Origin of the sequence: Pseudomonas sp. W2Jun17, assembly GCF_023127795.1 — a bacterium.
Classification (GTDB): Bacteria; Pseudomonadota; Gammaproteobacteria; order Pseudomonadales; family Pseudomonadaceae; genus Aquipseudomonas; species Aquipseudomonas synxantha_A.
Map to the genome: position 1 here is coordinate 179,216 of NZ_SPKO01000011.1, position 21,214 is coordinate 200,429.

General features: G+C 59.9%; 21 protein-coding genes and 1 riboswitch. Of the genes, 14 read left to right on the forward strand and 7 right to left on the reverse strand.

The features are described from left to right. The first annotated feature begins 161 nt into the window (after positions 1 to 161). From E4O98_RS09795 to E4O98_RS09805, 3 genes are all read left to right on the forward strand, one after another. The gene (locus tag E4O98_RS09795) at positions 162 to 719 is read left to right on the forward strand and encodes a hypoxanthine-guanine phosphoribosyltransferase (protein ID WP_005784869.1); all 558 of its coding nucleotides are present in this window, start codon (positions 162 to 164) and stop codon (positions 717 to 719) included. A 3-nt stretch (positions 720 to 722) separates the two neighbouring features. Further along, a complete protein-coding gene (locus E4O98_RS09800) occupies positions 723 to 1,190 on the forward strand; it encodes a WbuC family cupin fold metalloprotein (RefSeq protein ID WP_032877765.1) in 468 nt (155 codons plus the stop codon). 72 nt (positions 1,191 to 1,262) lie between these two features. Continuing rightward, positions 1,263 to 1,550, forward strand: a complete 288-nt coding sequence (locus E4O98_RS09805) for a PA4642 family protein (protein WP_248134854.1) — start codon at positions 1,263 to 1,265, stop codon at positions 1,548 to 1,550. Between the two features lie 53 nt (positions 1,551 to 1,603). Here the strand turns inward: E4O98_RS09805 and mqo are convergent, their stop codons facing one another. Further along, entirely contained in the window at positions 1,604 to 3,112 is a 1,509-nt protein-coding gene (gene mqo / locus E4O98_RS09810; protein ID WP_005784875.1) for a malate dehydrogenase (quinone), read from the reverse strand. A 726-nt stretch (positions 3,113 to 3,838) separates the two neighbouring features. Beyond that, complete coding sequence (locus E4O98_RS09815) at positions 3,839 to 4,072, reverse strand: hypothetical protein (RefSeq protein WP_032877761.1); 234 nt, start codon at positions 4,070 to 4,072, stop codon at positions 3,839 to 3,841. Between the two features lie 182 nt (positions 4,073 to 4,254). On the opposite strand from E4O98_RS09815, the gene E4O98_RS09820 reads away from it, so the two are divergent. Continuing rightward, positions 4,255 to 4,839 carry a YajG family lipoprotein gene (locus tag E4O98_RS09820; protein ID WP_032877759.1) on the forward strand — a complete coding sequence of 195 codons (585 nt, stop codon included), beginning with the start codon at positions 4,255 to 4,257 and terminating at the stop codon, positions 4,837 to 4,839. Between the two features lie 59 nt (positions 4,840 to 4,898). Here the strand turns inward: E4O98_RS09820 and E4O98_RS09825 are convergent, their stop codons facing one another. Further along, positions 4,899 to 5,108 carry a hypothetical protein gene (locus E4O98_RS09825; RefSeq protein WP_005784881.1) on the reverse strand — a complete coding sequence of 70 codons (210 nt, stop codon included), beginning with the start codon at positions 5,106 to 5,108 and terminating at the stop codon, positions 4,899 to 4,901. Positions 5,109 to 5,290: 182 nt separating this feature from the next. Between E4O98_RS09825 and E4O98_RS09830 the strand changes: the two genes are divergently transcribed. Beyond that, the gene (locus tag E4O98_RS09830; protein WP_032877757.1) at positions 5,291 to 5,539 is read left to right on the forward strand and encodes a hypothetical protein; all 249 of its coding nucleotides are present in this window, start codon (positions 5,291 to 5,293) and stop codon (positions 5,537 to 5,539) included. 166 nt (positions 5,540 to 5,705) lie between these two features. Here E4O98_RS09830 and E4O98_RS09835 read toward each other — a convergent pair whose 3' ends face one another. Beyond that, a complete protein-coding gene (locus E4O98_RS09835; protein ID WP_177464492.1) occupies positions 5,706 to 6,869 on the reverse strand; it encodes a 1-acyl-sn-glycerol-3-phosphate acyltransferase in 1,164 nt (387 codons plus the stop codon). 132 nt (positions 6,870 to 7,001) lie between these two features. Here E4O98_RS09835 and E4O98_RS09840 point away from each other — a divergent pair, with 132 nt between their 5' ends. From E4O98_RS09840 to E4O98_RS09855, 4 genes are all read left to right on the forward strand, one after another. Next, positions 7,002 to 7,184, forward strand: coding sequence for a CPXCG motif-containing cysteine-rich protein (locus E4O98_RS09840; RefSeq protein WP_032877753.1), 183 nt, complete (start codon positions 7,002 to 7,004; stop codon positions 7,182 to 7,184). Positions 7,185 to 7,215: 31 nt separating this feature from the next. Continuing rightward, entirely contained in the window at positions 7,216 to 7,476 is a 261-nt protein-coding gene (locus E4O98_RS09845) for a DUF2007 domain-containing protein (protein ID WP_032877751.1), read from the forward strand. A gap of 37 nt (positions 7,477 to 7,513) precedes the next feature. Next, a complete protein-coding gene (locus E4O98_RS09850) occupies positions 7,514 to 8,134 on the forward strand; it encodes an SOS response-associated peptidase (protein ID WP_005784892.1) in 621 nt (206 codons plus the stop codon). Positions 8,135 to 8,243: 109 nt separating this feature from the next. Then, entirely contained in the window at positions 8,244 to 9,062 is an 819-nt protein-coding gene (locus E4O98_RS09855; RefSeq protein WP_248134856.1) for a M48 family metallopeptidase, read from the forward strand. A 66-nt stretch (positions 9,063 to 9,128) separates the two neighbouring features. Here E4O98_RS09855 and E4O98_RS09860 read toward each other — a convergent pair whose 3' ends face one another. The 3 genes from E4O98_RS09860 to E4O98_RS09870 form a co-directional block, all read right to left on the reverse strand. Continuing rightward, positions 9,129 to 9,713 (reverse strand): TMEM165/GDT1 family protein, encoded by a 585-nt coding sequence (locus tag E4O98_RS09860; RefSeq protein ID WP_248134858.1) that lies wholly within the window; start codon positions 9,711 to 9,713, stop codon positions 9,129 to 9,131. An 88-nt stretch (positions 9,714 to 9,801) separates the two neighbouring features. Then, positions 9,802 to 9,921: riboswitch (yybP-ykoY riboswitch) on the reverse strand. 51 nt (positions 9,922 to 9,972) lie between these two features. Further along, positions 9,973 to 10,971 (reverse strand): class I SAM-dependent methyltransferase, encoded by a 999-nt coding sequence (locus E4O98_RS09865; protein WP_248134860.1) that lies wholly within the window; start codon positions 10,969 to 10,971, stop codon positions 9,973 to 9,975. 30 nt (positions 10,972 to 11,001) lie between these two features. Further along, positions 11,002 to 11,967, reverse strand: coding sequence for a 2-hydroxyacid dehydrogenase (locus E4O98_RS09870; RefSeq protein WP_248134882.1), 966 nt, complete (start codon positions 11,965 to 11,967; stop codon positions 11,002 to 11,004). Positions 11,968 to 12,051: 84 nt separating this feature from the next. Between E4O98_RS09870 and E4O98_RS09875 the strand changes: the two genes are divergently transcribed. The 5 genes from E4O98_RS09875 (at position 12,052) to E4O98_RS09895 (ending at position 21,214) form a co-directional block, all read left to right on the forward strand. After that, on the forward strand, positions 12,052 to 12,684 hold the full coding sequence (locus E4O98_RS09875; RefSeq protein WP_032877746.1) for a LysE family transporter: 633 nt from the start codon (positions 12,052 to 12,054) through the stop codon (positions 12,682 to 12,684). 265 nt (positions 12,685 to 12,949) lie between these two features. Further along, positions 12,950 to 14,632 (forward strand): fatty acid--CoA ligase, encoded by a 1,683-nt coding sequence (locus E4O98_RS09880; protein ID WP_005784903.1) that lies wholly within the window; start codon positions 12,950 to 12,952, stop codon positions 14,630 to 14,632. Between the two features lie 332 nt (positions 14,633 to 14,964). Continuing rightward, the gene (locus E4O98_RS09885) at positions 14,965 to 16,824 is read left to right on the forward strand and encodes a DUF1302 domain-containing protein (RefSeq protein WP_032877744.1); all 1,860 of its coding nucleotides are present in this window, start codon (positions 14,965 to 14,967) and stop codon (positions 16,822 to 16,824) included. A 42-nt stretch (positions 16,825 to 16,866) separates the two neighbouring features. Continuing rightward, on the forward strand, positions 16,867 to 18,231 hold the full coding sequence (locus tag E4O98_RS09890; RefSeq protein ID WP_032877742.1) for a DUF1329 domain-containing protein: 1,365 nt from the start codon (positions 16,867 to 16,869) through the stop codon (positions 18,229 to 18,231). A gap of 250 nt (positions 18,232 to 18,481) precedes the next feature. After that, positions 18,482 to 21,214, forward strand: a complete 2,733-nt coding sequence (locus E4O98_RS09895) for a LuxR C-terminal-related transcriptional regulator (RefSeq protein WP_032877740.1) — start codon at positions 18,482 to 18,484, stop codon at positions 21,212 to 21,214.

Consider the following 21,214-nt stretch of genomic DNA (forward strand, 5'->3'; position numbering starts at 1 on the left):
AAAGGCTCCGGCGGCGGGCAAAAAAACCGGCCTAGATTAATCTATCCGAGAGTGTTGTCCTATAGACATCAAGTACGTTAGTCCATAAAGGCTTGATTGGAGCGCACGAGAAGCGTACCTTCGCCCGCTTTTCTTGCCACAGCACCCCCTTGGAGAGCGCCATGTCTGCTGATCTCGAGCATATCCGTCAAATCATGCACGAGGCTGACTGCCTGTACACCGAAGCGCAGGTCGAAGCAGCAATCGCCAAGGTCGGCGAGCACATCACCCGCGAAATGGCCGACACCAACCCGGTGGTCTTTTGTGTGATGAACGGTGGCCTGATCTTCGCCGGTAAATTGCTCACCCACCTGCAATTCCCACTGGAAGCCTCTTACCTGCACGCCACCCGTTATCGCAACGAAACCAGCGGCGGCGATCTGTTCTGGAAGGCCAAGCCGGAAGTTTCGTTCATTGACCGCGATGTGCTGATCATTGATGACATCCTCGATGAAGGTCATACCCTGGGCGCGATCATCGATTTCTGCAAACATGCCGGCGCGCGCAAAGTGCATACCGCTGTGTTGATCGATAAAGACCACGACCGCAAGGCCCGCCCTGAATTGAAGGCCGATTTTGTTGGGCTGCCGTGCGTCGACCGCTATATCTTCGGGTATGGCATGGATTACAAAGGCTACTGGCGTAACGCCAATGGCATCTTTGCCGTTAAAGGAATGTAATCGATGGCCCGCTTTCTTGATCAGACCCTGTTTGCCGAATTGGCCGAGAAAGCGGCCGCCAGCCCTCGTGGCCGGTATCACCATAATTTCCATCAGATGGAAGAACCTTGCCATCGCTTGGCTGTGGCCCTGCAACCGAGCACATATGTACCGCCCCATCGTCACCTGAGTGCCGACAAGGCGGAGACCTTGCTGGTGCTTCAGGGGGCCCTGGGTCTACTGATATTCACCGAAACGGGTGAAGTGATTGCCAAGCGCGTGATGCAGGCGGGTGGTAAGTGCGCCGGTGTCGACTTGCCGCCGGGCGTATTCCATGGCCTGGTGGTGCTGGAGCCTGACACTGTGATGTTCGAATGCAAGGCCGGGCCTTATCGACCGGTGGGTGAGGGGGAGCTGGCTGATTGGGCGCCGCGAGAAGGTGATGCCGGTGTGGCTGACTACCAACGCTGGATGCTTGCCCAGTTCGATTGAGCCCCTCCCACATCCTGCGTCGCGCAGGTAGACTTCAAACCCCGTGTAAATGTCTGCAGGCTGGAGTCGGTAATGCGTAAAGATAAGAAACAGGTGATTGGCGACGAGATCGGTGACGACCAAATCAAGTTGTTCCTGGACTTCGAGCCGGTTGATGCGACTTCGCCGTCCCTGCACAAACTGATCAAGGCCTATCGCGGCCTGCGTATCGACGACTTCGAGCGTTTCCTGGGCTTTTTCCAAGAAGCAGGCCTGGACCTGGATGGCAAGGACGAGCATGGCCAGACCTTCGTTGATCTGATCAAGGACCAGCGCAACGCCGCCGAGTACATCGAGCTGATCGAAAAAGCCCGCGGCTGATTATCCGAGCCACAAAAAAACGCCCCGAGGGGCGTTTTTTTTGCATTCAAACCTTAAGCGTAGCTTTGGGCTTCGTTGCTTTGCTCCACCAGCTCAAGGCTGATGTTGTTCTGGGTGTTGATCTTGCGATACAGCTCGGCATCCGTCTCCAGGACCTTTTCCCGCGCCGGGAAGATCTCGTGCAGCTTGCTCGCCCATTCACCGGCAGCCTTCTGCGGGAAGCAGCGTTCAATCAGCTCCAGCATGATCGATACGGTCACCGAGGCACCCGGAGATGCGCCCAGCAGCGCCGCGAGCGAACCGTCCTTGGCCGCCACCAGCTCGGTGCCGAATTGCAGCACGCCGCCTTTCTTCGGGTCTTTCTTGATGATCTGCACCCGCTGGCCGGCCACTTCCAGGCGCCAGTCTTCGGCTTTTGCCTCGGGGTAGAAGCGACGCAGGGATTCCAGGCGCTGCTCCATGGATTGGCGCACTTCGCTGACCAGGTACTTGGTCAGGTCCATGTTGTCGCGGGCCACGGCCAGCATCGGGCCAATATTGCCAGCGCGAATCGACATCGGCAGGTCAAGGAACGAGCCGTGCTTGAGGAACTTGGTGGTAAAGCCTGCGTATGGCCCGAACAACAGGGACTTCTTGCCATCCACCACGCGGGTGTCCAAGTGCGGCACGGACATGGGCGGTGAACCCACGGCAGCCTGGCTGTAGACCTTGGCCTGGTGCTGTTTGACCACTTCCGGGTTGTCGCAACGCAGCCACTGGCCACTGACCGGGAAACCGCCGAAGCCTTTGCTTTCTTCGATGCCCGAGGCTTGCAGCAGCGGCAGGGCCGCACCACCGGCGCCGAGGAACACGAACTTGGCGTCCACTTCGCGGCTGTTGCCGCTGTTGACGTCCTTGATGCTCACGGTCCAGCCGGCGCCGTTACGCTTGAGGCCGGTGACGCGCTTGCAGTATTTGACCTGGGCATCCGGCGAACTGGTCAGGTGGCTGAGCAACTGATTGGTCAGGGCGCCGAAGTTGACGTCGGTGCCGTTCATCACGCGGGTCGCGGCGATTTTTTCGTCAAGCGGGCGGCCCGGCATCATCAGCGGCATCCACTCGGCCATTTCGCTGCGGTCTTCGGTGTAGTGCATGTCCGAAAACGCGTGATGCTGGCTGAGGGTCTCAAAACGCTTCTTGAGGAAGGACACGCCTTTGTCGCCCTGCACGAAGCTCAGGTGCGGGACCGGGCTGATGAACGACTTGGACGAGCCGAAGGTGCCCTTCTTGGTCAGGTACGCCCAGAACTGTTTCGACACCTCGAACTGGGTGTTGATGTGCACGGCTTTCTTGATGTCGATGGAGCCATCGGCGGCCTGTGGCGTGTAGTTCAGCTCACACAGCCCGGCGTGGCCGGTACCGGCGTTGTTCCACGGGTTGGAACTCTCCGCGGCACCCGAATCCATCAGCTCAACGACTTCCAGCTTGAGGCCGGGGTCGAGCTCTTTGAGCAGTACGGCCAGGGTGGCACTCATGATGCCGGCCCCTACCAGAACTACGTCGACTGCTTCGTTATGCGCCATTTAACGCGTCTCCAAAATCTGCAGCACCAAATTGACGGCATGGCTGCCAGGAGTGACGGGGCGGTTCACGTGTTGCCCCAGGTTACCCATGGCCAGGATCGCCATGTCCGTTTCGCAATTCTTTGCAACTTCAGCACACGCTTCCTGCCGGGCTAATCTGCCTATGAACGCATTCATGGGCGCCTGTGGCAATTCGACTTATGGTCAAAGCGTGCGATTCGTGCAACCAATCCGTAGCGGACAGGCTCAAGCTCCGGTTTTTGAGAAAGGCTCGATCCTGTGTAATTGGGCTGCCCCAGACGCTGGTGGTGTTTGTACAAACGCCAAACTATTCATTTGCTCGCCACACTCTTGTGAAGTTGTGAAAACCCGTTTTTTCACGCTCTTTTGAAGACGTGAACCTCAAAAAAGGGCTGCCCCAGCCTGGCACCTGGCCCGTAAACCTCTGCCGACATGCGGCAAAACGGGCAAACAACACAAGTGGCCGAGCGCAATGGCAGCTCTGGCAGATCCGATAAAGGCGGGGTGGTTTGCAAAGGAAACAGCAAGCACGCCAGCTTCACTTGATCTGTGTGGGCGGCTCTCTGTGGGCGATTTTGGGGCTAATGCCTGGGCATTAACGATGCTGCGGGGCCCGATCAGGAGACGTCCTTATAATCGGGGGGAGATTGTAGCGAAGAACGCCAGGGAAATGGGCGTGTTTTATGACTTTTATTCGGGTCCCGGTCAGGAGGCCAACGCTTGCCGGTGTTGTGCGCGAAAAACCTGCGGCTTGACCCTGGCGCTGGCCGGCAGAGGGCGGTGCATCCAGCCCAGATGAGTCTCGGTCACTTCTACCCAACCTTCACCGACGGGCGGCAGGCTGCATTGCTTGAATGCCTGGCAATGGCCCTGGGCGTCGAGCAGGGCGAAGTGGCGGTGACGGGCGTGTGACATGAACAGTGTCTTGAGAAGGCGCATGGCTGTGTACCTGGTGTGTTACATGCTTGAAGATTGCCAGTGTGGCATGACACTGCGGTGACCAATTTATGCGAATTTGTAATTTGCCCGTGGCTTCAGCCACTGTTCAGGATTGCTGGTGAGTGGCGTGCGTGCACCGTTATACTGGCGACCTGTCTGCACCTAGTCCTGGAGAAATGAGTATGTTGCAACGCCTGTTGTTCGGTTTGATCACTGTGACCAGTTTGACCCTGGTTGGCTGCGCCAACAGCCCGCAACAACTCAGCCCGCAACCTAAAGTCACCGCGCCGTTGGCTGCGGTAGGTCATGGCCAGCCGGTGTCGGTACGTGTGGTCGACGGTCGTCCGTCGCCAACCCTGGGCTCGCGTGGCGGCCTGTATCCGGAGACTGCGCTGATTTCGGTGACCGGCCAGGATGTGCTGCCCAAGCTGCAGGCCCAGGCTGAAGCCGCTGTGCGCTTGCTGGGCTTTACACCGACCAACTCGCCAGGTGTGCCGCAACTGACCGTGACCCTGGCCGAGCTGAAGTACCAGTCGCCCAAAGAGGGGCTGTATGTGACCGAAGCCTCCATCGGTGCGACCTTCAAGTCTGACGTCAGCGCCGGTACCCGTCGCTACAGTGGCCGCTACGCCGCATCGCTGAATCAGCGCTTCGGCATGTCGCCCAACCAGGAAACCAACACCAAGCTGGTCAGCGATGTGCTCAGCGATGCCCTGACCCGCCTGTTCAAGGACCCAAGCATCAGCCAGTTGCTCAGTTCGCAATAAACCGTGCACAAAAAACCGGGCTCAGTGATGAGCCCGGTTTTTTTACGCCCGTGGTTTGGTCATGCCGCCGTATCGACATAGAAGTCCAGCACGCTCACGCCGGTGAGCAAATCCAGTTCCGGCAAGTCCGCATGTTGGTGGCCGCCGAGGGCGCAATACACCAGCCAGTGGCGATCCTGGACGTTGAACGCAAGGCTGCCGACCAGCGCCTCTTGCTCATCGTTTGGGGCGATCAGATACAGCCGATCCTGGTTTTGCGCGTGCAACATGACTAGCTCCTCAAGCGTCGAAGGGCAACAGAGTGGCTTGTTAAGGTGACGTTCAGGTGACGCTGTAAATTACTGGATACATTAGCCGTCAACGGAGAAGGAGCATTAAAGGCGCAGGAGGCGACTATCGTTCAGGTTGGTATCTGGGCTGATATCCGAATACTGATTCGCCGAGGTTTGCGATGGCGCTGCTCATCAATGCTGTTGCCCTGTTGGTTGCCTGCTCGGGCGCCTTGGTGCTGTTTATCACCCGCCTGCATGCGCAACGTGCGATGGCTGAACTCGCTATGCGTAGTGAAGAGCGTGCTATCGACCAGCCGATGCTTTTTCTGGATACGCACACCGAACGGGCGCATCGTCAGGCTTACCGTGTGGGGTTCGGCTGCCTTGGCTTGGCCCTGGCCGCCTCCTGGCTCAGCACCCATTTCTAATTCCACTGCAAAACCAAATGTGGGAGCGGGCTTGCCCGCGAAGGCGGTGTATCAGCCACTGAATCTTTAACTGAACCACCGCTATCGCAGGCGAGCCAGCTCCCACACTGGCCATGTACTGCCCGTAGAATCAGCGCCTGCCACATATCCCCTGTAGGGTCACATATTACAGGGGGATCCCGGCCTTGACTCGGTATTGATTGCGTACCGGCGTCGCATACTGCACCACCAGATAAGGCCGGTGTTCGGCCGGGCATTCGTTCAAGCGTCGCTCCCATTCTGCCTTGGCCTTGGCCAGCTCATCGGCGGGGAATACATCCGCCGCTTTAGGCACTTGCAACTGCGGATCGGCATCATCCCACTGTGCGTACGCCAGGTAATGCACCGGAAACAAGCGGTAGCCACCGAGGATCTGCCGGTCCATTTCCACTGCCAGCAGCTTGGTATCTTCGAAACGCTCGGTAATCGGCGGCGCAAAGTTCACATGTACGCGGCCCTTGTAGCCGGTGATACCCAGGGCGATGCTCACGTCGTCCTCGCCCGGTGCCTTGGTGTAGGTGCCGGTGGTGGCGCGGATATACAACTCGCGGGCCTTGGCGGCATCGCAAGGGTCGTACTCGTAGCTGATGGATACCGGCGTCAGGTTCAACGACTGGATGACCTCGGCAAACGGCTCGTCCTTGCGGCTGACGTGGAACATCTTGAGAATCGCCGATTCGGTACGGTCATCGCCATCCTTGGCCCGGCCTTCAGCCTGGGCGATCCAGATCGACTGGCAGTCGTTGCGGATCGAATGGTTGATATAGGCCGACAGCAGGTTGTAGGCCGCCATCTTCTCCTTTCGCCCGGTGATCGAACGGTGCACGATGAAGCTCTTGTTCAGGCGCATCAGGTCGCTGACAAACGGCTTTTGCAGCAGGTTGTCACCAATGGCGATGCGTGGCGTCGGCAGGCCGGCGTGATACACGGCATAGTTGACGAAGGCCGGGTCCATCACGATGTCGCGGTGGTTGGCCAGAAACAGGTAGGCGGTGCCGGATTTGAGCTGCTCGACGCCGGTGTAGGTTACGCCGTCGGTCGCCCGGTCAATCGTGTGGTCAACGTAGTATTCGACTTTGTCTTGCAGCGTCGCCACGGTGGTGACGCCGGCAAACTCACGGCGCAATTTGCGCGCGATCATCGGCTTGAGCAACCAGCCCAGGGCGCCGGCAAAGCGCGGGAAGCGAAAGTGGGTCAGGATGTCCAGAAAGGCCTTGTCACTGAACAGACGCGCCAGCACTGCCGGGACTTCGCTGTCGTTGTAAGGTCGGATGGTATCGAATTCGCCCATCATGCTCTCTTGTTAGAAACGGCTAGGGTAAGTAAAGGAAATAGCAGGGGCGGCGTGAGTAAACTGGCTCTGCCGGAAATAGCCCTGTAAATAGACCGGCGATTATACGCACAAGTCACCTTGGAGACTGCGATGCTGGAAACTGCGATGTACGATTGTCCTTATTGTGGCGAAGTGGTCGAGACAACAGTGGATTTGTCTGGCGGGGACCAGACCTATATAGAAGACTGCCAGGTGTGTTGCCGGCCGATCACGTTCAACCTGCAAGTGCATGGTGACGAGTGGATGCTCGAAACCCGCAGCGAAAATGAATGATGCGTAGCGAAAACGAATAACAGGTACGCCCATGCAGCGAATCTACGAGCCGGAAAACCTGATGGAAGGCGAGCTGTTGCAACAGATGCTGGCCAGTGAGGGCATCGAAGCGCACTTGATGGGCCGCCACTTGCTCGGTGGTACCGGCGAGTTGCCGATCTTCGGTTTGCTGGGGCTGGAGGTCGATAATGATCAGGCGGCGTACGCCCGCGAGCTGATCACGGCCTATATCGGCGCGCAACCCTTGCCCGGCGACGAACCCGACAGCTTCCCCGACGTATTGGTCTGTTAGGCTGTCGGTCGGTTTACCCCAAGAGTCGTGTTGCCCCATGTGTGGACGTTATGCCCTGTTTCGCTGGAACCCTGCCTTTGCTGCCTTGCCCGGCTTCCCCGCCGACCAGCAGGCCCAGTGGAACATTTCCCCCAATGATTCGGTGCTGATCCAGCGCCTGAGCGAAGGCCAGCTCACCCTGGCGCGTGCCCGTTGGGGGCTGACGCCGCCTTGGTTGACGGATCTTTCCCGTACTCCGGCCCATGCCCGCGCCGAAACGCTCGCCGAGCAACCGATGTTCCGCGAGGCATTCCGCCAGCGCCGCTGCCTGTTGCCAGCCAACGGTTTCTACGAATGGCGCGGTACCCAGCGCAAGCGCCCGTATTGGTTGACGCCGGGGGAGGGCTCCACCCTGTTTTTTGCTGCGATCTGGGAAGCGTATCCCGTGCAGGAGCAGGTGTGGCTGAGCACCGCCGTGGTCACCCAGGCAGCGCAAAGCCAACGTCGGCCGTTGATTCTTGATGCGGCGGGGCAAGCCGCCTGGCTCGACCCCGAGACGCCGCTGCACGTGTTGCAAGGGTTGCTGGCCGGTGAGCCCAGCGCTTTACGTGAGCGCGTGCTGGCCAATATGGTCAATGATCCCAAGCTCAATGGGCCGGAGTGCCTGACCCCGGCTTGAGCCTGCACTGTGGGATGTGTCCGAAATTCAGCGGTTAAATGTCTGATGTATCTGGCGCCAATACAAACGACCGCCTACGATACGCGCCATGTTTTCAGGGAGCGTGTTCATGAAGAAGTCATTGGCGGTAAGTGGTTTGGTTGCAGCGATGTTGCTGGCGGGTTGCCAGTCGGTCAATACGACCAGCGGCGGTGCTGTTGGGGTTGAGCGCAAGCAATACATGTTCAGCATGTTGTCGAGCCAGGAAGTCGACCAGATGTACGCCCAGTCTTACCAGCAGACCCTGGGTGAAGCCAGTGGCAAAGGCTTTCTGGACAAAACCAGCGCCAACGCCAAGCGTGTGCAGGCCATCGCCAAGCGCCTGATCGCCCAGGCGCCGACCTTTCGCGCAGATGCCGCCCAGTGGAACTGGGAAGTGAACCTGATCAAAAGCGACGAGATGAACGCCAACTGCGGGCCTGGCGGCAAGATCCTGGTGTACAGCGCGCTGATCGACAACCTCAAGCTCACCGATGACGAGTTGGCTGCGGTGATGGGCCATGAAATCGCCCACGCCCTGCGTGAGCACGGTCGTGAAGCGATGTCCAAGGCGTACGGTATTGAAATGGCCAAGCAGGGCGCTGGTGCAATATTCGGTCTCGGCCAGGACAGCCTGGCACTGGCCGATACCGTGGCCAACTATGGCATGACCTTGCCCAACAGCCGCAGCAACGAAAACGAAGCCGACCTGATCGGCCTGGAGCTTTCGGCGCGTGCCGGCTACAACCCGAACGCCGCGATCACCTTGTGGAACAAAATGGCCAAGGCTTCCGAAGGCGCGCCGCCGGAATTCATGAGTACTCACCCGGCTTCCGACAGCCGGATTGCTTCGTTGCAGGCAGCGATTCCGAAGGTAATGCCGCTGTACCAGCAGGCCAAGAAATCCTGAGGCTTGATGACGATCCAAATGTGGGAGGGGCGCACCGCCCCTCCCACAATAGATCGGGTTGCAGTCTTAGATCCAGCCGCTGCTTTGCATGGCTTTGTAGACCGCCACAATCGCCAGTACAAAGAACGCTGTGGCCGCCAATCGACGAATCAAGGTCAGCGGCAGTTTCTCCGCCGCGAAATTCCCCGCCAGAACCACCGGTACGTTGGCAATCAACATGCCCAGCGTGGTGCCGATAATCACCAGCCACAACTCCGGATACTGCGCTGCCAGCATCACCGTGGCGATCTGGGTCTTGTCACCGATTTCCGCAAGGAAGAACGCAATCAGCGTGGTCAGAAATGGCCCGAACTTGCGGGTGGTACTGGCTTCGTCATCATCGAGTTTGTCTGGCACCAGGGTCCAGAGTGCCGTGGCACAGAAGCTCGCCGCGAGGATCCAGTGCAGCACCGCATCCGAGAAGAAACTCCCGAACCAGGCGCCCACGGCACCGGCGGCCGCATGGTTGGCCAGGGTTGCGGCGACAATGCCGGCAATGATCGGCCAGGGTTTGCGAAAGCGGGCAGCAAGAATGAGCGCGAGTAACTGAGTCTTGTCGCCGATTTCGGCCAAGGCAACGACTGCGGTAGGAACGAGTAGTGAATCCAGCATCAGGTAGTTTCCAGGGGCGGGTCGACACGGCTATGACACGTACAGCCTTCCCGCCCCGGGTAAGGTGTGCGTGTCATAGGTCTTGTCAAACCCCGGTCCGTCTGTGCGGACTCCTGGGTCGCATACGCCATGATCTGCTGACCAAGTATGTTGACGTATGCCGGACGAGCGTGTGGCTCGTGGGAGACTACTCCCCTAGGACGCTGCGGATTCTGCCTAGGCAAAACCCATTCGGCAAGCCTTCTTTTTCAAACGGCCGTCAGGGGCGCTTGGCGCGGTAGATGCGAAAACCATTGCCTTCAGCCTTGATTGCGCAGATACCCAGATGCTCTTCGATCAGCGGCTGATACTTCAGGAAGCTGTTGGCAACCAAACGCAGTTCGCCACCTTTTGCCAGATGTTTGGCTGCTTTTCGCAGCAGGTTTTCAGTGGCGAAGTAATCGGTATGCACCCCGACATGGAACGGCGGGTTGCTCAAAATCGCGTTTAGCCCCATTGGCGCGGCATCGATTCCATCCCCGGTCAGTACCTCGGCTTCCAGGCCGTTCGCCGCCAACGTCAGCCGACTGCTGGCAGCTGCGAAGGCATCCACATCCAGCATTGTCACGGTGTTATGCGGGTAGCGACGCTTGACCGCAGCCCCCAGTACCCCGGCGCCGCAACCGAAATCGAGCAGATGCCCGCTGGGCAGCTTGTCCAGGTGCTCCAGCAGCAACTCGGTGCCGCGGTCCAGGCGGCCATGGCTGAACACTCCCGGCAAGCTCACCACCTTCAGCGGGCCTTCGGCCAGTGGTACATCGAAGACTTGTGCCAGGCTCTCCAGTTCGACCGCTTTCGGGGCGTTGGCGACGGTGACTTGCCATAGCTGGCAATGCCGCGCGTTATCCAGCTTGCGCGGCTTGCCGAAGGGGGTCATCTGCTTGGCAGCGCTTTCGATACCGCCTTTTTTCTCACCCACCAGAAACAGCTCGGCGCCAGGCAGGCGAGCGGCCACGGCGTTGAGCAGGTAGTCGGTGAGGTCCTTGGACTTGGGCAGGAAGATCACCGCGGCATCGAAGGCACGCTCGGGCACATTCACCCCGAACTGGCTGTGCTCGGGAAACCGTGCATCAAGCGCGGCCTGGTCGCCGGCGTGCCAGCACCAGCCATGGGCGTTGGGCAAGCGCCCAAGCAAATCGTCGGCAGGCAAACCTACCAGCAGCAGGTTGCCTTGAAAAAGTTCGGCCTGACGAAGCAGTACTTCACTGCGCGGATCCATGGTCTGCTCCTTGAAAAGGGGCGCAGTTTATCAACTGACGACGCGCAGCGGGGCACCGCTGAAAAAGCCTCGGGCGTTTTCCGTCAATTGGCCGACGATGCGTTGCCGCGCTTCGCGACTGCCCCAGGCATTGTGGGGCGTGACAATCAACCGAGGAATATCGCCGGCCAGCAGCGGGTTGCCATTGATCGGCGGCTCCACACTCAACACGTCGGTCGCCGCGCCGCCCAGATGACCACTGCGCAACGCGTCCGCCAAGGCCTGTTCGTTGATCAAGCCACCACGGGCGGTGTTGACGATAAACGCGCCGGGCTTGAGCAGCGCCAGTTCACGGGCGCCGATAAAGTCGCGGGTGTGTTCATTGAGCGGACAATGCAAGGTCAGCGCATCGACCTGGGCCAGCAGTTGATCCAGTGGCACGCGGTCGGAGCGGGCAGGGCGCCCGGGAATCGCGCCGAGTACCACGCGCATGCCGAAGGCTTCGGCCAGGCGCGCCACCGCGCTGCCCAGTTCGCCATGGCCAAGCAGGCCGAGGGTTTTGCCTTCCAGTTCGACAATTGGATGGTCCAGCAGACAGAACTGCCTGGCCTGCTGCCATTTGCCGGCGGCCACATCCTGTTGGTAGTCCTTCAAGCGCGTGGCGAGGTTGAGCAGCAGCATGATCGTGTGCTGGGCCACCGACGGCGTGCCGTAACCCTGGCAGTTGCTCACGGTGATGCCGTGGGCGCGGGCGGCTTCAAGGTCGATATTGTTGGTGCCGGTGGCTGAAACCAGGATCAGCTTGAGCTCGGGGCACGCCGCCAGGGTTTGCGCGGTGAGCGGTATTTTGTTGCTGATCGCGACTTGAGCGCCCTGCAAGCGTTCCAGCACATTCTGTGGCGTAGTCTGCTCAAACAGCTGCAACTGGCTGAAGCAGTCGCGCAAACCGCTGAGGTCGAGGTCGCCCAAGTCCAGCGAAGGGTGGTCGAGGAAGACGGCGCGGCGATTGTTCATGATCAACTGTACCTTTTGCGACGAGGTTCGAAGGCGTAATCTTCCGAGCCTATCAGATGAAATAATCAGTTACTTAATGGAGTGAGCATGTACGTCGCCGAGTTTTTGACCGTAGCCTTGATTCACTTGTTGGCGGTGGCCAGCCCCGGCCCGGATTTCGCCGTGGTGGTCCGTGAGAGCGTGACCCACGGTCGCCGCGCCGGCACCTGGACGGCCCTGGGCGTTGGCACGGCGATTTTTGTGCATGTGGGTTACTCGTTGCTGGGGATCGGTTTGATCGTGTCCCAGTCCATCGTGTTGTTCAATGCGCTCAAATGGGCCGCAGCGGCGTACCTGCTGTATATCGGCTTCAAGGCCCTGCGCGCCCAGCCGGCCAAGCCTGCTGCCGAAGGCGAGTTGCACCTCGAAGCGGGCGAGCGCACCCCACGCGGTGCATTTACCGCAGGCTTTGTGACCAACGGCCTGAACCCCAAGGCGACGCTGTTCTTCCTCTCGCTGTTCACCGTGGTGATCAACCCGCATACGCCACTTGCGGTACAAGCGGGTTATGGCGTGTACCTGGCGGTGGCGACGGCGGTGTGGTTCTGCCTGGTGGCCATGTTGTTCAGCCAGCAGCGTGTACGCGCCGGCTTTGCGCGCATGGGGCATTGGTTTGATCGGACCATGGGCGCGGTGTTGATCGCCATTGGGGTGAAGTTGGCGTTTACCAGCATGAAGTAATCAATTTTCTCAAGGGTACACAGCTCAAATGTGGGAGGGGGCTTGCTCCCGATAGCGGTGTGTCAGCCCTACATAAGCTGACTGACACCCCGCTATCGGGAGCAAGCCCCCTCCCACATTGGTCTTCCATAAGCTGCAGATACTGGCGCAAAGCTAGCATTTACTGAGTTCCGCAAATCATTCCTTTGGCTGATTTGGTTGAAACATAAGCCCTCTACAGTGCAGGTCTTCAAGTCAAGACCGTGCAGTCATTAAAGGGATTCGTATGTTGCAGACCCGTGTTATCCCGCCCGCCGAAGGTGCGTACCAATACCCGCTGCTGATCAAGCGCCTGTTGATGTCCGGGACTCGCTACGAGAAGACCCGGGAAATCATCTACCGCGACAAGCTGCGCTACACCTACCCGACGCTGATCGAGCGCGTTGCGCGCCTGGCCAATGTGCTGACCGAGGCCGGGGTCAAGGCCGGTGACACCGTGGCCGTAATGGACTGGGACAGCCACCGTTACCTGGAGTGCATGTTTGCTATCCCTATGATCGGCGCGGTGATCCACACCATCAATGTGCGCCTGTCACCGGAACAGATTCTCTACACCATGAACCACGCCGAAGACCGCTTCGTGCTGGTCAACAGTGAGTTCGTGGGGCTCTATCAGGCGATTGCCGGGCAGCTCACCACCGTCGACAAGACCCTGTTGATTACCGATGGTGACACCCACACCGCCGAACTACCCAACCTGGTCGGTGAGTACGAAACCCTGCTGGCCGCCGCCAGCCCCCAGTACGACTTCCAGGACTTCGACGAAAACTCCGTCGCCACCACCTTCTACACCACCGGCACCACCGGTAACCCCAAAGGGGTGTATTTCACCCATCGCCAATTGGTGCTGCACACCATTGGCGTGGCGACCATCATGGGCAGCGTCGACAGCGTGCGTCTGTTGGGCACCAACGATGTGTACATGCCGATTACACCGATGTTCCACGTACACGCCTGGGGCCTGCCCTATGTGGCGACCATGCTCGGCTTGAAGCAGGTCTACCCCGGGCGCTACGACCCCGAATACCTGGTGCAGCTGTGGCGCAAGGAGAAGGTCACGTTCTCCCATTGCGTGCCGACCATCCTGCAAATGGTGCTCAACGCCAAGGCTGCCCAGGGCGTGGATTTTGGTGGGTGGAAAATCGTCATTGGTGGCAGCGCGCTCAACCGCTCGCTGTACGAAGCCGCCAAGGCCCGCGGCATTCAATTGACCGCCGCGTATGGCATGTCCGAGACCGGGCCGCTGGTGTCGTGCGCACACCTCAATGAAGAGCTGATGGCCGGCAGCGAAGACGAACGCACCACCTATCGCATCAAGGCCGGTGTGCCTGGGCCGTTGGTGGAGGCTGCAATCATGGACACCGACGGCAACTTTCTTCCCGCCGACGGCGAAACCCAGGGCGAACTGGTGTTGCGCGCGCCCTGGCTGACCGAGGGTTATTACAACGAACCGCAAAAGGGCGCCGAGCTGTGGGCCGGCGGCTGGATGCACACCGGCGACGTTGCCACACTGGACGCGTTTGGTGTGATCGATATCCGTGATCGTATCAAGGATGTGATCAAGACCGGTGGGGAATGGATCTCGTCCCTGGCCCTCGAAGACCTGGTCAGCCGCCACCCGGCGGTACGCGAGGTAGCGGTGGTGGGCATCGCCGATCCGCAATGGGGCGAGCGCCCCTTTGCCTTGCTGGTGGTGCATGAGGGCCAAGTGATTGGGGCGCGGGAGCTCAAGGAGCACCTCAAGCCTTACGTTGAACTGGGGCATTTGAGTAAGTGGGCGATTCCGAGCCAGATCGCCGTTGTTACTGAAATTCCCAAGACCAGCGTAGGTAAGCTCGACAAAAAACGTATCCGTATCGACATCATCGAATGGCAGGCCAACAACAGCACCTTCCTGTCTACGCTTTGACGCCCCTCGCCGCGCCCTTTCGGGCGCGGCGCTGCTCTATCTCAAGCCTCTACTTGTGATTTGCCAAATTTCAGCCATCCTTCCCGCGTCGACCTTCGTCGGCGTGGCGAAAGGGTTGTGGCAGACAGGTTGGTGATGCAAATCACACTTTAGAGGGATCAAGCACTACCCCCCTCTGGCTATAGTCCCTTTCAGAGTTTTTCGCGGATGTTGCGCGTCGAGCCAGGGAGGCTCGGTTGCGGTTCGGCATTGGAATCGTTGTATCCCGGCCGTTACATCTGAAGAAAGGGCTCACTGCCATAACAATAAAATATGCACATGGAGTAGCGTCGATGACCCAAGTAAACCAGTTCTGGCGCCGGGCAAGACTGCCCCTGGCCGTCAGTCTCGCTTCTACGCTCGCCGGGCCTGCATTCGGCGTCAGTTTCAACATCGGTGAAATCGAAGGGAGCTTTGACTCCTCGCTTTCGGTGGGTGCGAGCTGGTCTACGGCCAAGCCCAATCGTGATCTGATCGGCGCCAACAATGGCGGCAAGGGCCTGTCCCAGACTTCCGATGACGGTCACCTGAACTTCAAGCGCGGCGAGACGTTCTCGAAGATCTTCAAGGGTATTCATGACCTGGAACTGAAGTACGGCGACACCGGCGTGTTTGTGCGCGGCAAGTACTGGTACGACTTTGAACTCAAGGACGAGAGCCGTCAGTTCAAGGACATCAGCGACAACAACCGCAAGGAAGGCGCCAAGTCTTCTGGAGGTCAGATTCTCGATGCGTTCGTCTACCACAACTACTCGATTGCCGATGCGCCGGGTTCCGTGCGTTTTGGTAAGCAGGTCGTGAGCTGGGGCGAAAGTACCTTCATCGGCGGCGGCATCAACTCCATCAACCCGATCGACGTGTCGGCGTTTCGTCGCCCGGGGGCCGAGATCAAGGAAGGCCTGATTCCGGTCAACATGTTCTACGTGTCCCAGACGCTCACCGACAACCTGTCGGCCGAAGCGTTCTATCAACTGGAATGGGACCAGACTGTCACTGATAACTGCGGCACTTTCTTCTCCCAGCCAGACGTGATCTCCGATGGTTGCAGCAATAACCTGCGGGTGTTGAACAAGCGCTCGACCATTCCCGCTGCGGCACTGCCGACCCTGGGTGCCCTGGGCGTGGACGTGAACAGCGAAGGCGTGCTGGTGCGCCGTGGGCCGGACCGTGATGCGCGTGACAGCGGCCAGTTCGGTGTGGCCATGCATTACAACTTCGAACCGCTGGACACCGAGTTCGGCGCCTACTTCATGAACTACCACAGCCGTGCGCCGATCTTTAGTGCGCAGGGTGCGCCGTCCGCGGCCTACACCCGTCCATTGGGCCCGCTGGGGGCACTGCGTCCACTGATCGTGGCGGGCAGTTCGAACTACTTCGTCGAGTACCCGGAGGATATTCGTCTCTACGGCTTGAGCTTCTCCACCACGCTGCCTACCGGCACCGCCTGGAGTGGTGAATTGAGCTATCGGCCGAATGCGCCGGTGCAGTTGAGTACCACCGACATTCTGTTTGCCGGTGTCACGCCGATCCCTGGCTTTGGCAATGCTTCGGTGCTCAAGGGCTCGCCGGGCCAAGACCTGCATGGCTACAACCGCAAGGAAGTCACCCAGTTCCAGACCACCTTTACACACTTCTTCGACCAGGTGATGGGCGCCAGTCGCCTGACCACGGTCGGTGAAATCGGTGTGACCCATGTGGGTGGCCTGGAAAGCAAGTCCCAGGCTCGCTATGGTCGCGATCCGGTGTTCGGCCCAGGCACGCTGCCGGGTGGGTTCTGCAACGCGCTGAACAACTCCACCGCCAACGGCGCCGGGCTGCCCAACGCTGCCGGCCTGAACACCAACTGCAACAACGACGGCTACACCACTGCAACGTCCTGGGGCTACCGTGCCCGTGCCATCTGGGAATACCCGGACGTGTTCGCTGGCGTGAACCTCAAGCCCAACGTGGCCTGGTCCCATGACGTCAAAGGTTACTCGCCAGGTCCCGGCGGCAACTTTGAAGAGGGTCGCAAGGCGGTCAGCCTTGGCCTGGATGCCGAATACCAGAACACCTACACCGCGAGCCTGGCGTACACCAACTTCTTTGGTGGCAAGTTCAGCACCGTGGATGATCGCGACTTTGTCGCCTTGAGCTTCGGCGCCAACTTCTAAGCACACTCTTTTCAAGTGGCATGTATTCAGGAAGACCAGAGTATGAAAATAACTAAAAGTCTGTTGCACGTCGGTGTGCTTGGGCTGTCGATCCTGGCGAGCAACGTCATGGCGGCAGTCTCGGCGGATGAAGCTGCCAAGCTCGGTACTACCCTGACCCCGATGGGCGCCGAGATGGCGGGCAACGCGGCCGGCACCATCCCCAAATGGTCACCCTTGCCAACCAACGCCGGCGCCGTGGATTCCCGTGGCTTCCTGGCCAACCCATATGCCAGCGAACAACCGCAATTCACCATCACCGCGCAGAACGTCGAGCAGTACAAAGACAAACTGGCTCCAGGGCAGTACGCGATGTTCAAGCGTTACCCGGACAGCTTCAAGATGCCGGTCTACCCGACTCATCGCGGTGCCACGGTGCCGGCTGACGTGTTCGCTGCCATCAAGAAAAACGCCACCACTACCAACCTGGTGTCCGGCGGCAACGGTCTGGAAAACTTCGAGACCGCCGTGCCGTTCCCGATTCCCAAAACCGGCGTTGAAGTCATCTGGAACCACATCACCCGTTATCGCGGCGGCAGCGTAACCCGTCTGGTCACCCAGGCCACGCCGCAAACCAACGGTTCCTACAGCCTGGTGTACTTCCGCGATCAGTTTGTGTTCCGCGACAAGATGAAGGACTTCGATCCGAAAAACCCGGGCAACATCCTGTTCTACTTCAAGCAGCAAGTCACCGCGCCAGCGCGTCTGGCCGGTGGTGTACTGCTGGTGCACGAAACCCTGGACCAGGTCAAGGAACCGCGTTCGGCGTGGGTCTACAACGCCGGCCAGCGCCGTGTGCGCCGGGCCCCGCAAGTGTCCTATGACGGGCCGGGTACTGCTGCCGATGGCCTGCGCACCTCCGACAACCTCGACATGTACAACGGTGCGCCGGATCGCTACGACTGGAAGCTGGAAGGCAAGAAAGAAATCTACATCGCCTCCAACAGCTACAAGATCGACGATCCGAAGCTCAAGTACGCCGACATCATCAAGGCCGGCCACATCAACCAGGACCTGGCGCGCTACGAGCTGCGCCGCGTCTGGCACGTGGTCGCCACCTTGAAGGAAGGCCAGCGCCACATCTACGCCAAGCGTGACTTCTTCATCGACGAAGACACCTGGCAAGCGGCGGTGATCGACCACTACGACGGCCGTGGCCAACTGTGGCGCGTTGCCGAAGCCCATGCCGAGAACTACTACGACAAGCAAGTGCCGTGGTACGCCCTGGAAACCCTGTACGACCTGCAGTCCGGCCGCTACCTCGCCCTGGGCATGAAGAACGAAGAGAAACAGGCTTATGACTTCGGCTTCACCGCCACCACCAGCGACTTCACCCCAGCGGCCCTGCGCCAGGACGGTGTTCGCTAACCCACACTAATGCACCCCTGTGGGAGGGGGCTTGCCCCGATGGCGGTCTGACAGTCGATTAAAATTCTGACTGATCCACTGCCATCGGGAGCAAGCCCCCTCCCACTTTTTGTGTGTGCTGTTTGTAGGGATATTTCTTGTCGCAGTTCTTTTTCAGCCAATTGTTGCAAAGATCTACAATCCCGACGCTTTTACCGCTAGTCTGCGGACATCTGCAATGCCGACAACAGCCTTCTACAAGAGCCCGGCGATGACTGATCTGTCCCGAATCCAAGGGCCTGCCAGTGTGGTGATGCCAACCCTGGAAGGCCGCTTCTACAGGCCCCCATTGCCTGACGGCTACGTGCTGCGCCCGCGCCTGTGCCAACGGTTGAACGCGGGCCTGGACGGGCGATTGTTGCTGGTCTGCGCACCGGCGGGGTTCGGCAAGAGTTCGTTGGCGGTGGAGTTCTGCCAGGGCCTGCCGGCCCACTGGCAAAGTCTGTGGCTGGGCCTGAGCCCACGGGACAATGACCCCGGCCGCTTCCTGGAGCGATTGCTCGACGGCTTGCAGCACTATTTTCCGCAGTTGGGCGCCCAATCCCTGGGTTTGCTGAAAATGCGTCAGCGTCATCAACCCTTTGCCTTTGAAGAATGGCTGGACGGCCTGCTCGATGAGCTGGCGGAGCATCTGTCCACGCGCTCGCCGCTATTGCTGGTGCTGGATGACTACCACCTGGCCCAGGGCCCGGTGCTGGATCGTTGCCTGCAATTTTTCCTCAATCATTTGCCCGACGGTCTGTTGGTACTGGTCACCAGCCGGCAGCGTCCGGACTGGCACCTGGCGCGCCTGCGTTTGTCGCGGCATCTGCTGGAGCTGCATGAACAAGACCTGCGCCTGACTCACGACGAATCCCTGGCCGTGCTGGATGGGCACAGCGGCGCGTTAGGCGGCGAAGCGTTGGAAAACCTGATCCGCCGCAGCGAGGGATGGGTCGCCGGCCTGCGCTTCTGGCTGTTGGCGGCGTCCGAAGCCGGTGGCAATGAGGGGGCCTTACCCCAAAGCCTTCACGGTGGCGAAGGGCTGATTCGTGATTACCTGCTTGAAGAAGTCATCGACTGCCTGCCTGCCGACGTGCAAGCGTTCCTGTACGACACTGCTCCCCAGGAGCGTTTTTGCAGCGAGTTGTGCGACGCGGTCCGCGAAGCCCATGACAGCGCCGAAATCCTGAATTATTTGCAGGCCCATCAGGTTTTCCTGGTGCCGCTGGATGAACAGGGCCACTGGTACCGCTATCACCATTTGTTTTCCGACCTGCTGCGTACCCGCCGCGAGAAGAGCACCACATTGCCGCCTGCCAGCTTGCACTTGCGCGCCTGCCGCTGGTTCAACGCCCAGGGTTTGATCGACGAGGCAGTAGAGCAGGCGCTGCGGGCCGGCCATCTGGACGTGGCGGCGAACCTGGTCCAGAACCTGTCCGAAGAGCAACTGTTGGCAGAGCAGAATGTTGGCATGTTGCTGCGCTGGAAGATGGACTTGCCCGACAGCCTGCTGATCAGCACGCCGCGCTTGATCGTGCTCTACAGCTGGGCATTGGGGCTGGCGTGCCAATTGGACGCGGCCCAGGAGCTTTCCAGCTACCTCAGTCGCTTCCTGCCGGCACCCTCGGCGACCGCGCAAAGGTCCATGTTGGCCCAATGGCTGGCGTTGAGCGGGATCATCGCCCGTGGGCGCGGGGATCGCGAATTGACCCTGCGCTATTGCAACGAGGCACTGGAGAGCCTGCCGCAAAAGCGCTACGGCCAGCGCCTGATGTGCCTGTCGACCCTGTCCAACCTGGCAATTGTCGATGCCGACCTGTGGCGCGCCCGCGGTTTGAACCGCGAATCCCTGGAGCTGGCGCAGCGCGTCGGTAATCCGTTGTTTGAAGCCTTGGCCCATTACGACCGGGCGCGGGTGTTGCAGTCACGCGGCGAAATCCTGCGCTCCCTGGACGAAGTGCGCCAGGGCCTGGAACGCTTGCACGGCCTGGCGCCCCAGCGCCTGTATGCGGTGCGTGCGCGGTTGTCGCTCTACGAAGGTTACCTGCTGCTGGCGCGTTACCAGCCCGAAGCCGGCCTTGTGCGTTTGCGCGCCGGCCTGGCCGAAGCCCGTGCCTGCCGGGATATCAGCGTGCTGATCGGGCATTGCGTGATCGCCAACTTTGAAGGGCGGCGCGGCCAGTTTTCCAATGCCTTTGCCGAGCTGGCCGAGGCCGAGCGCTTGATGCACATCTGGGACGTACCGCCGATCTATTACCTGGCGATGATTACGTTGATCAAATGCGAGCTATGGCTGGCCCAGGGTCGTACCGAGCTGGCGGACGCCTGGCTGACCAGGCTGGGGCAGACCTACAACGGCGAGCACGCCGCTGCCGCGCCGGAGTTCCACCCACACCTGCCACAACATATCGAACTGCAACAAGCCGCGCTCGATGCCATACGCCATCAGCCCGACACCGCGTTGCAATGTCTGGAAGCATTGGCGCAACAGTCCCAGAACAGTGGGCGACAGATGATTGCCTTGATGGCGCTGACCCAGCAGGTGCAGCTTCTGTTGGCGGGCGGCCAGGAGGCCAAGGCCGGACAGGTATTGGCCCGTGCACTTGAAGCCGGCTCGGGCGGCGCGTTGCAGCCGTTCCAGCGGTTGCTGGAGGGCTACCCGGACTGGATGCGTGAGCAGTTGGGCAAAGATCCCCATGGTCTGCTGAACCAGAGCTTGCTGGCGCTGCTGCCCCAAGTCAGCGTGGTCCAGGCCCCAGCTCATCAAGAAACCCTGAGTACGCGAGAGCTGGCGGTGCTGCGACTGATTGCCCAAGGCTGTTCAAACCAGGAAATCAGCAACCAGCTGTTTATTTCCTTGCACACCGTCAAGACCCACGCCAGCCATATCAACAGCAAGCTCGGCGTGGAGCGCCGAACCCAGGCAGTGGCGCGAGCCAAGGCCATGGGCTTGCTGGTCTGA

Coding starts and splice junctions, on each gene's coding strand:
- E4O98_RS09795 (WP_005784869.1), top strand. CDS start 162: ATGTCTGCTGATCTCGAGCATATCCGTCAAATCATGCACGAGGCTGAC.
- E4O98_RS09800 (WP_032877765.1), top strand. CDS start 723: ATGGCCCGCTTTCTTGATCAGACCCTGTTTGCCGAATTGGCCGAGAAA.
- E4O98_RS09805 (WP_248134854.1), top strand. CDS start 1,263: ATGCGTAAAGATAAGAAACAGGTGATTGGCGACGAGATCGGTGACGAC.
- mqo (WP_005784875.1), bottom strand. CDS start 3,112: ATGGCGCATAACGAAGCAGTCGACGTAGTTCTGGTAGGGGCCGGCATC.
- E4O98_RS09815 (WP_032877761.1), bottom strand. CDS start 4,072: ATGCGCCTTCTCAAGACACTGTTCATGTCACACGCCCGTCACCGCCAC.
- E4O98_RS09820 (WP_032877759.1), top strand. CDS start 4,255: ATGTTGCAACGCCTGTTGTTCGGTTTGATCACTGTGACCAGTTTGACC.
- E4O98_RS09825 (WP_005784881.1), bottom strand. CDS start 5,108: ATGTTGCACGCGCAAAACCAGGATCGGCTGTATCTGATCGCCCCAAAC.
- E4O98_RS09830 (WP_032877757.1), top strand. CDS start 5,291: ATGGCGCTGCTCATCAATGCTGTTGCCCTGTTGGTTGCCTGCTCGGGC.
- E4O98_RS09835 (WP_177464492.1), bottom strand. CDS start 6,869: ATGGGCGAATTCGATACCATCCGACCTTACAACGACAGCGAAGTCCCG.
- E4O98_RS09840 (WP_032877753.1), top strand. CDS start 7,002: ATGCTGGAAACTGCGATGTACGATTGTCCTTATTGTGGCGAAGTGGTC.
- E4O98_RS09845 (WP_032877751.1), top strand. CDS start 7,216: ATGCAGCGAATCTACGAGCCGGAAAACCTGATGGAAGGCGAGCTGTTG.
- E4O98_RS09850 (WP_005784892.1), top strand. CDS start 7,514: ATGTGTGGACGTTATGCCCTGTTTCGCTGGAACCCTGCCTTTGCTGCC.
- E4O98_RS09855 (WP_248134856.1), top strand. CDS start 8,244: ATGAAGAAGTCATTGGCGGTAAGTGGTTTGGTTGCAGCGATGTTGCTG.
- E4O98_RS09860 (WP_248134858.1), bottom strand. CDS start 9,713: ATGCTGGATTCACTACTCGTTCCTACCGCAGTCGTTGCCTTGGCCGAA.
- E4O98_RS09865 (WP_248134860.1), bottom strand. CDS start 10,971: ATGGATCCGCGCAGTGAAGTACTGCTTCGTCAGGCCGAACTTTTTCAA.
- E4O98_RS09875 (WP_032877746.1), top strand. CDS start 12,052: ATGTACGTCGCCGAGTTTTTGACCGTAGCCTTGATTCACTTGTTGGCG.
- E4O98_RS09880 (WP_005784903.1), top strand. CDS start 12,950: ATGTTGCAGACCCGTGTTATCCCGCCCGCCGAAGGTGCGTACCAATAC.
- E4O98_RS09885 (WP_032877744.1), top strand. CDS start 14,965: ATGACCCAAGTAAACCAGTTCTGGCGCCGGGCAAGACTGCCCCTGGCC.
- E4O98_RS09890 (WP_032877742.1), top strand. CDS start 16,867: ATGAAAATAACTAAAAGTCTGTTGCACGTCGGTGTGCTTGGGCTGTCG.
- E4O98_RS09895 (WP_032877740.1), top strand. CDS start 18,482: ATGACTGATCTGTCCCGAATCCAAGGGCCTGCCAGTGTGGTGATGCCA.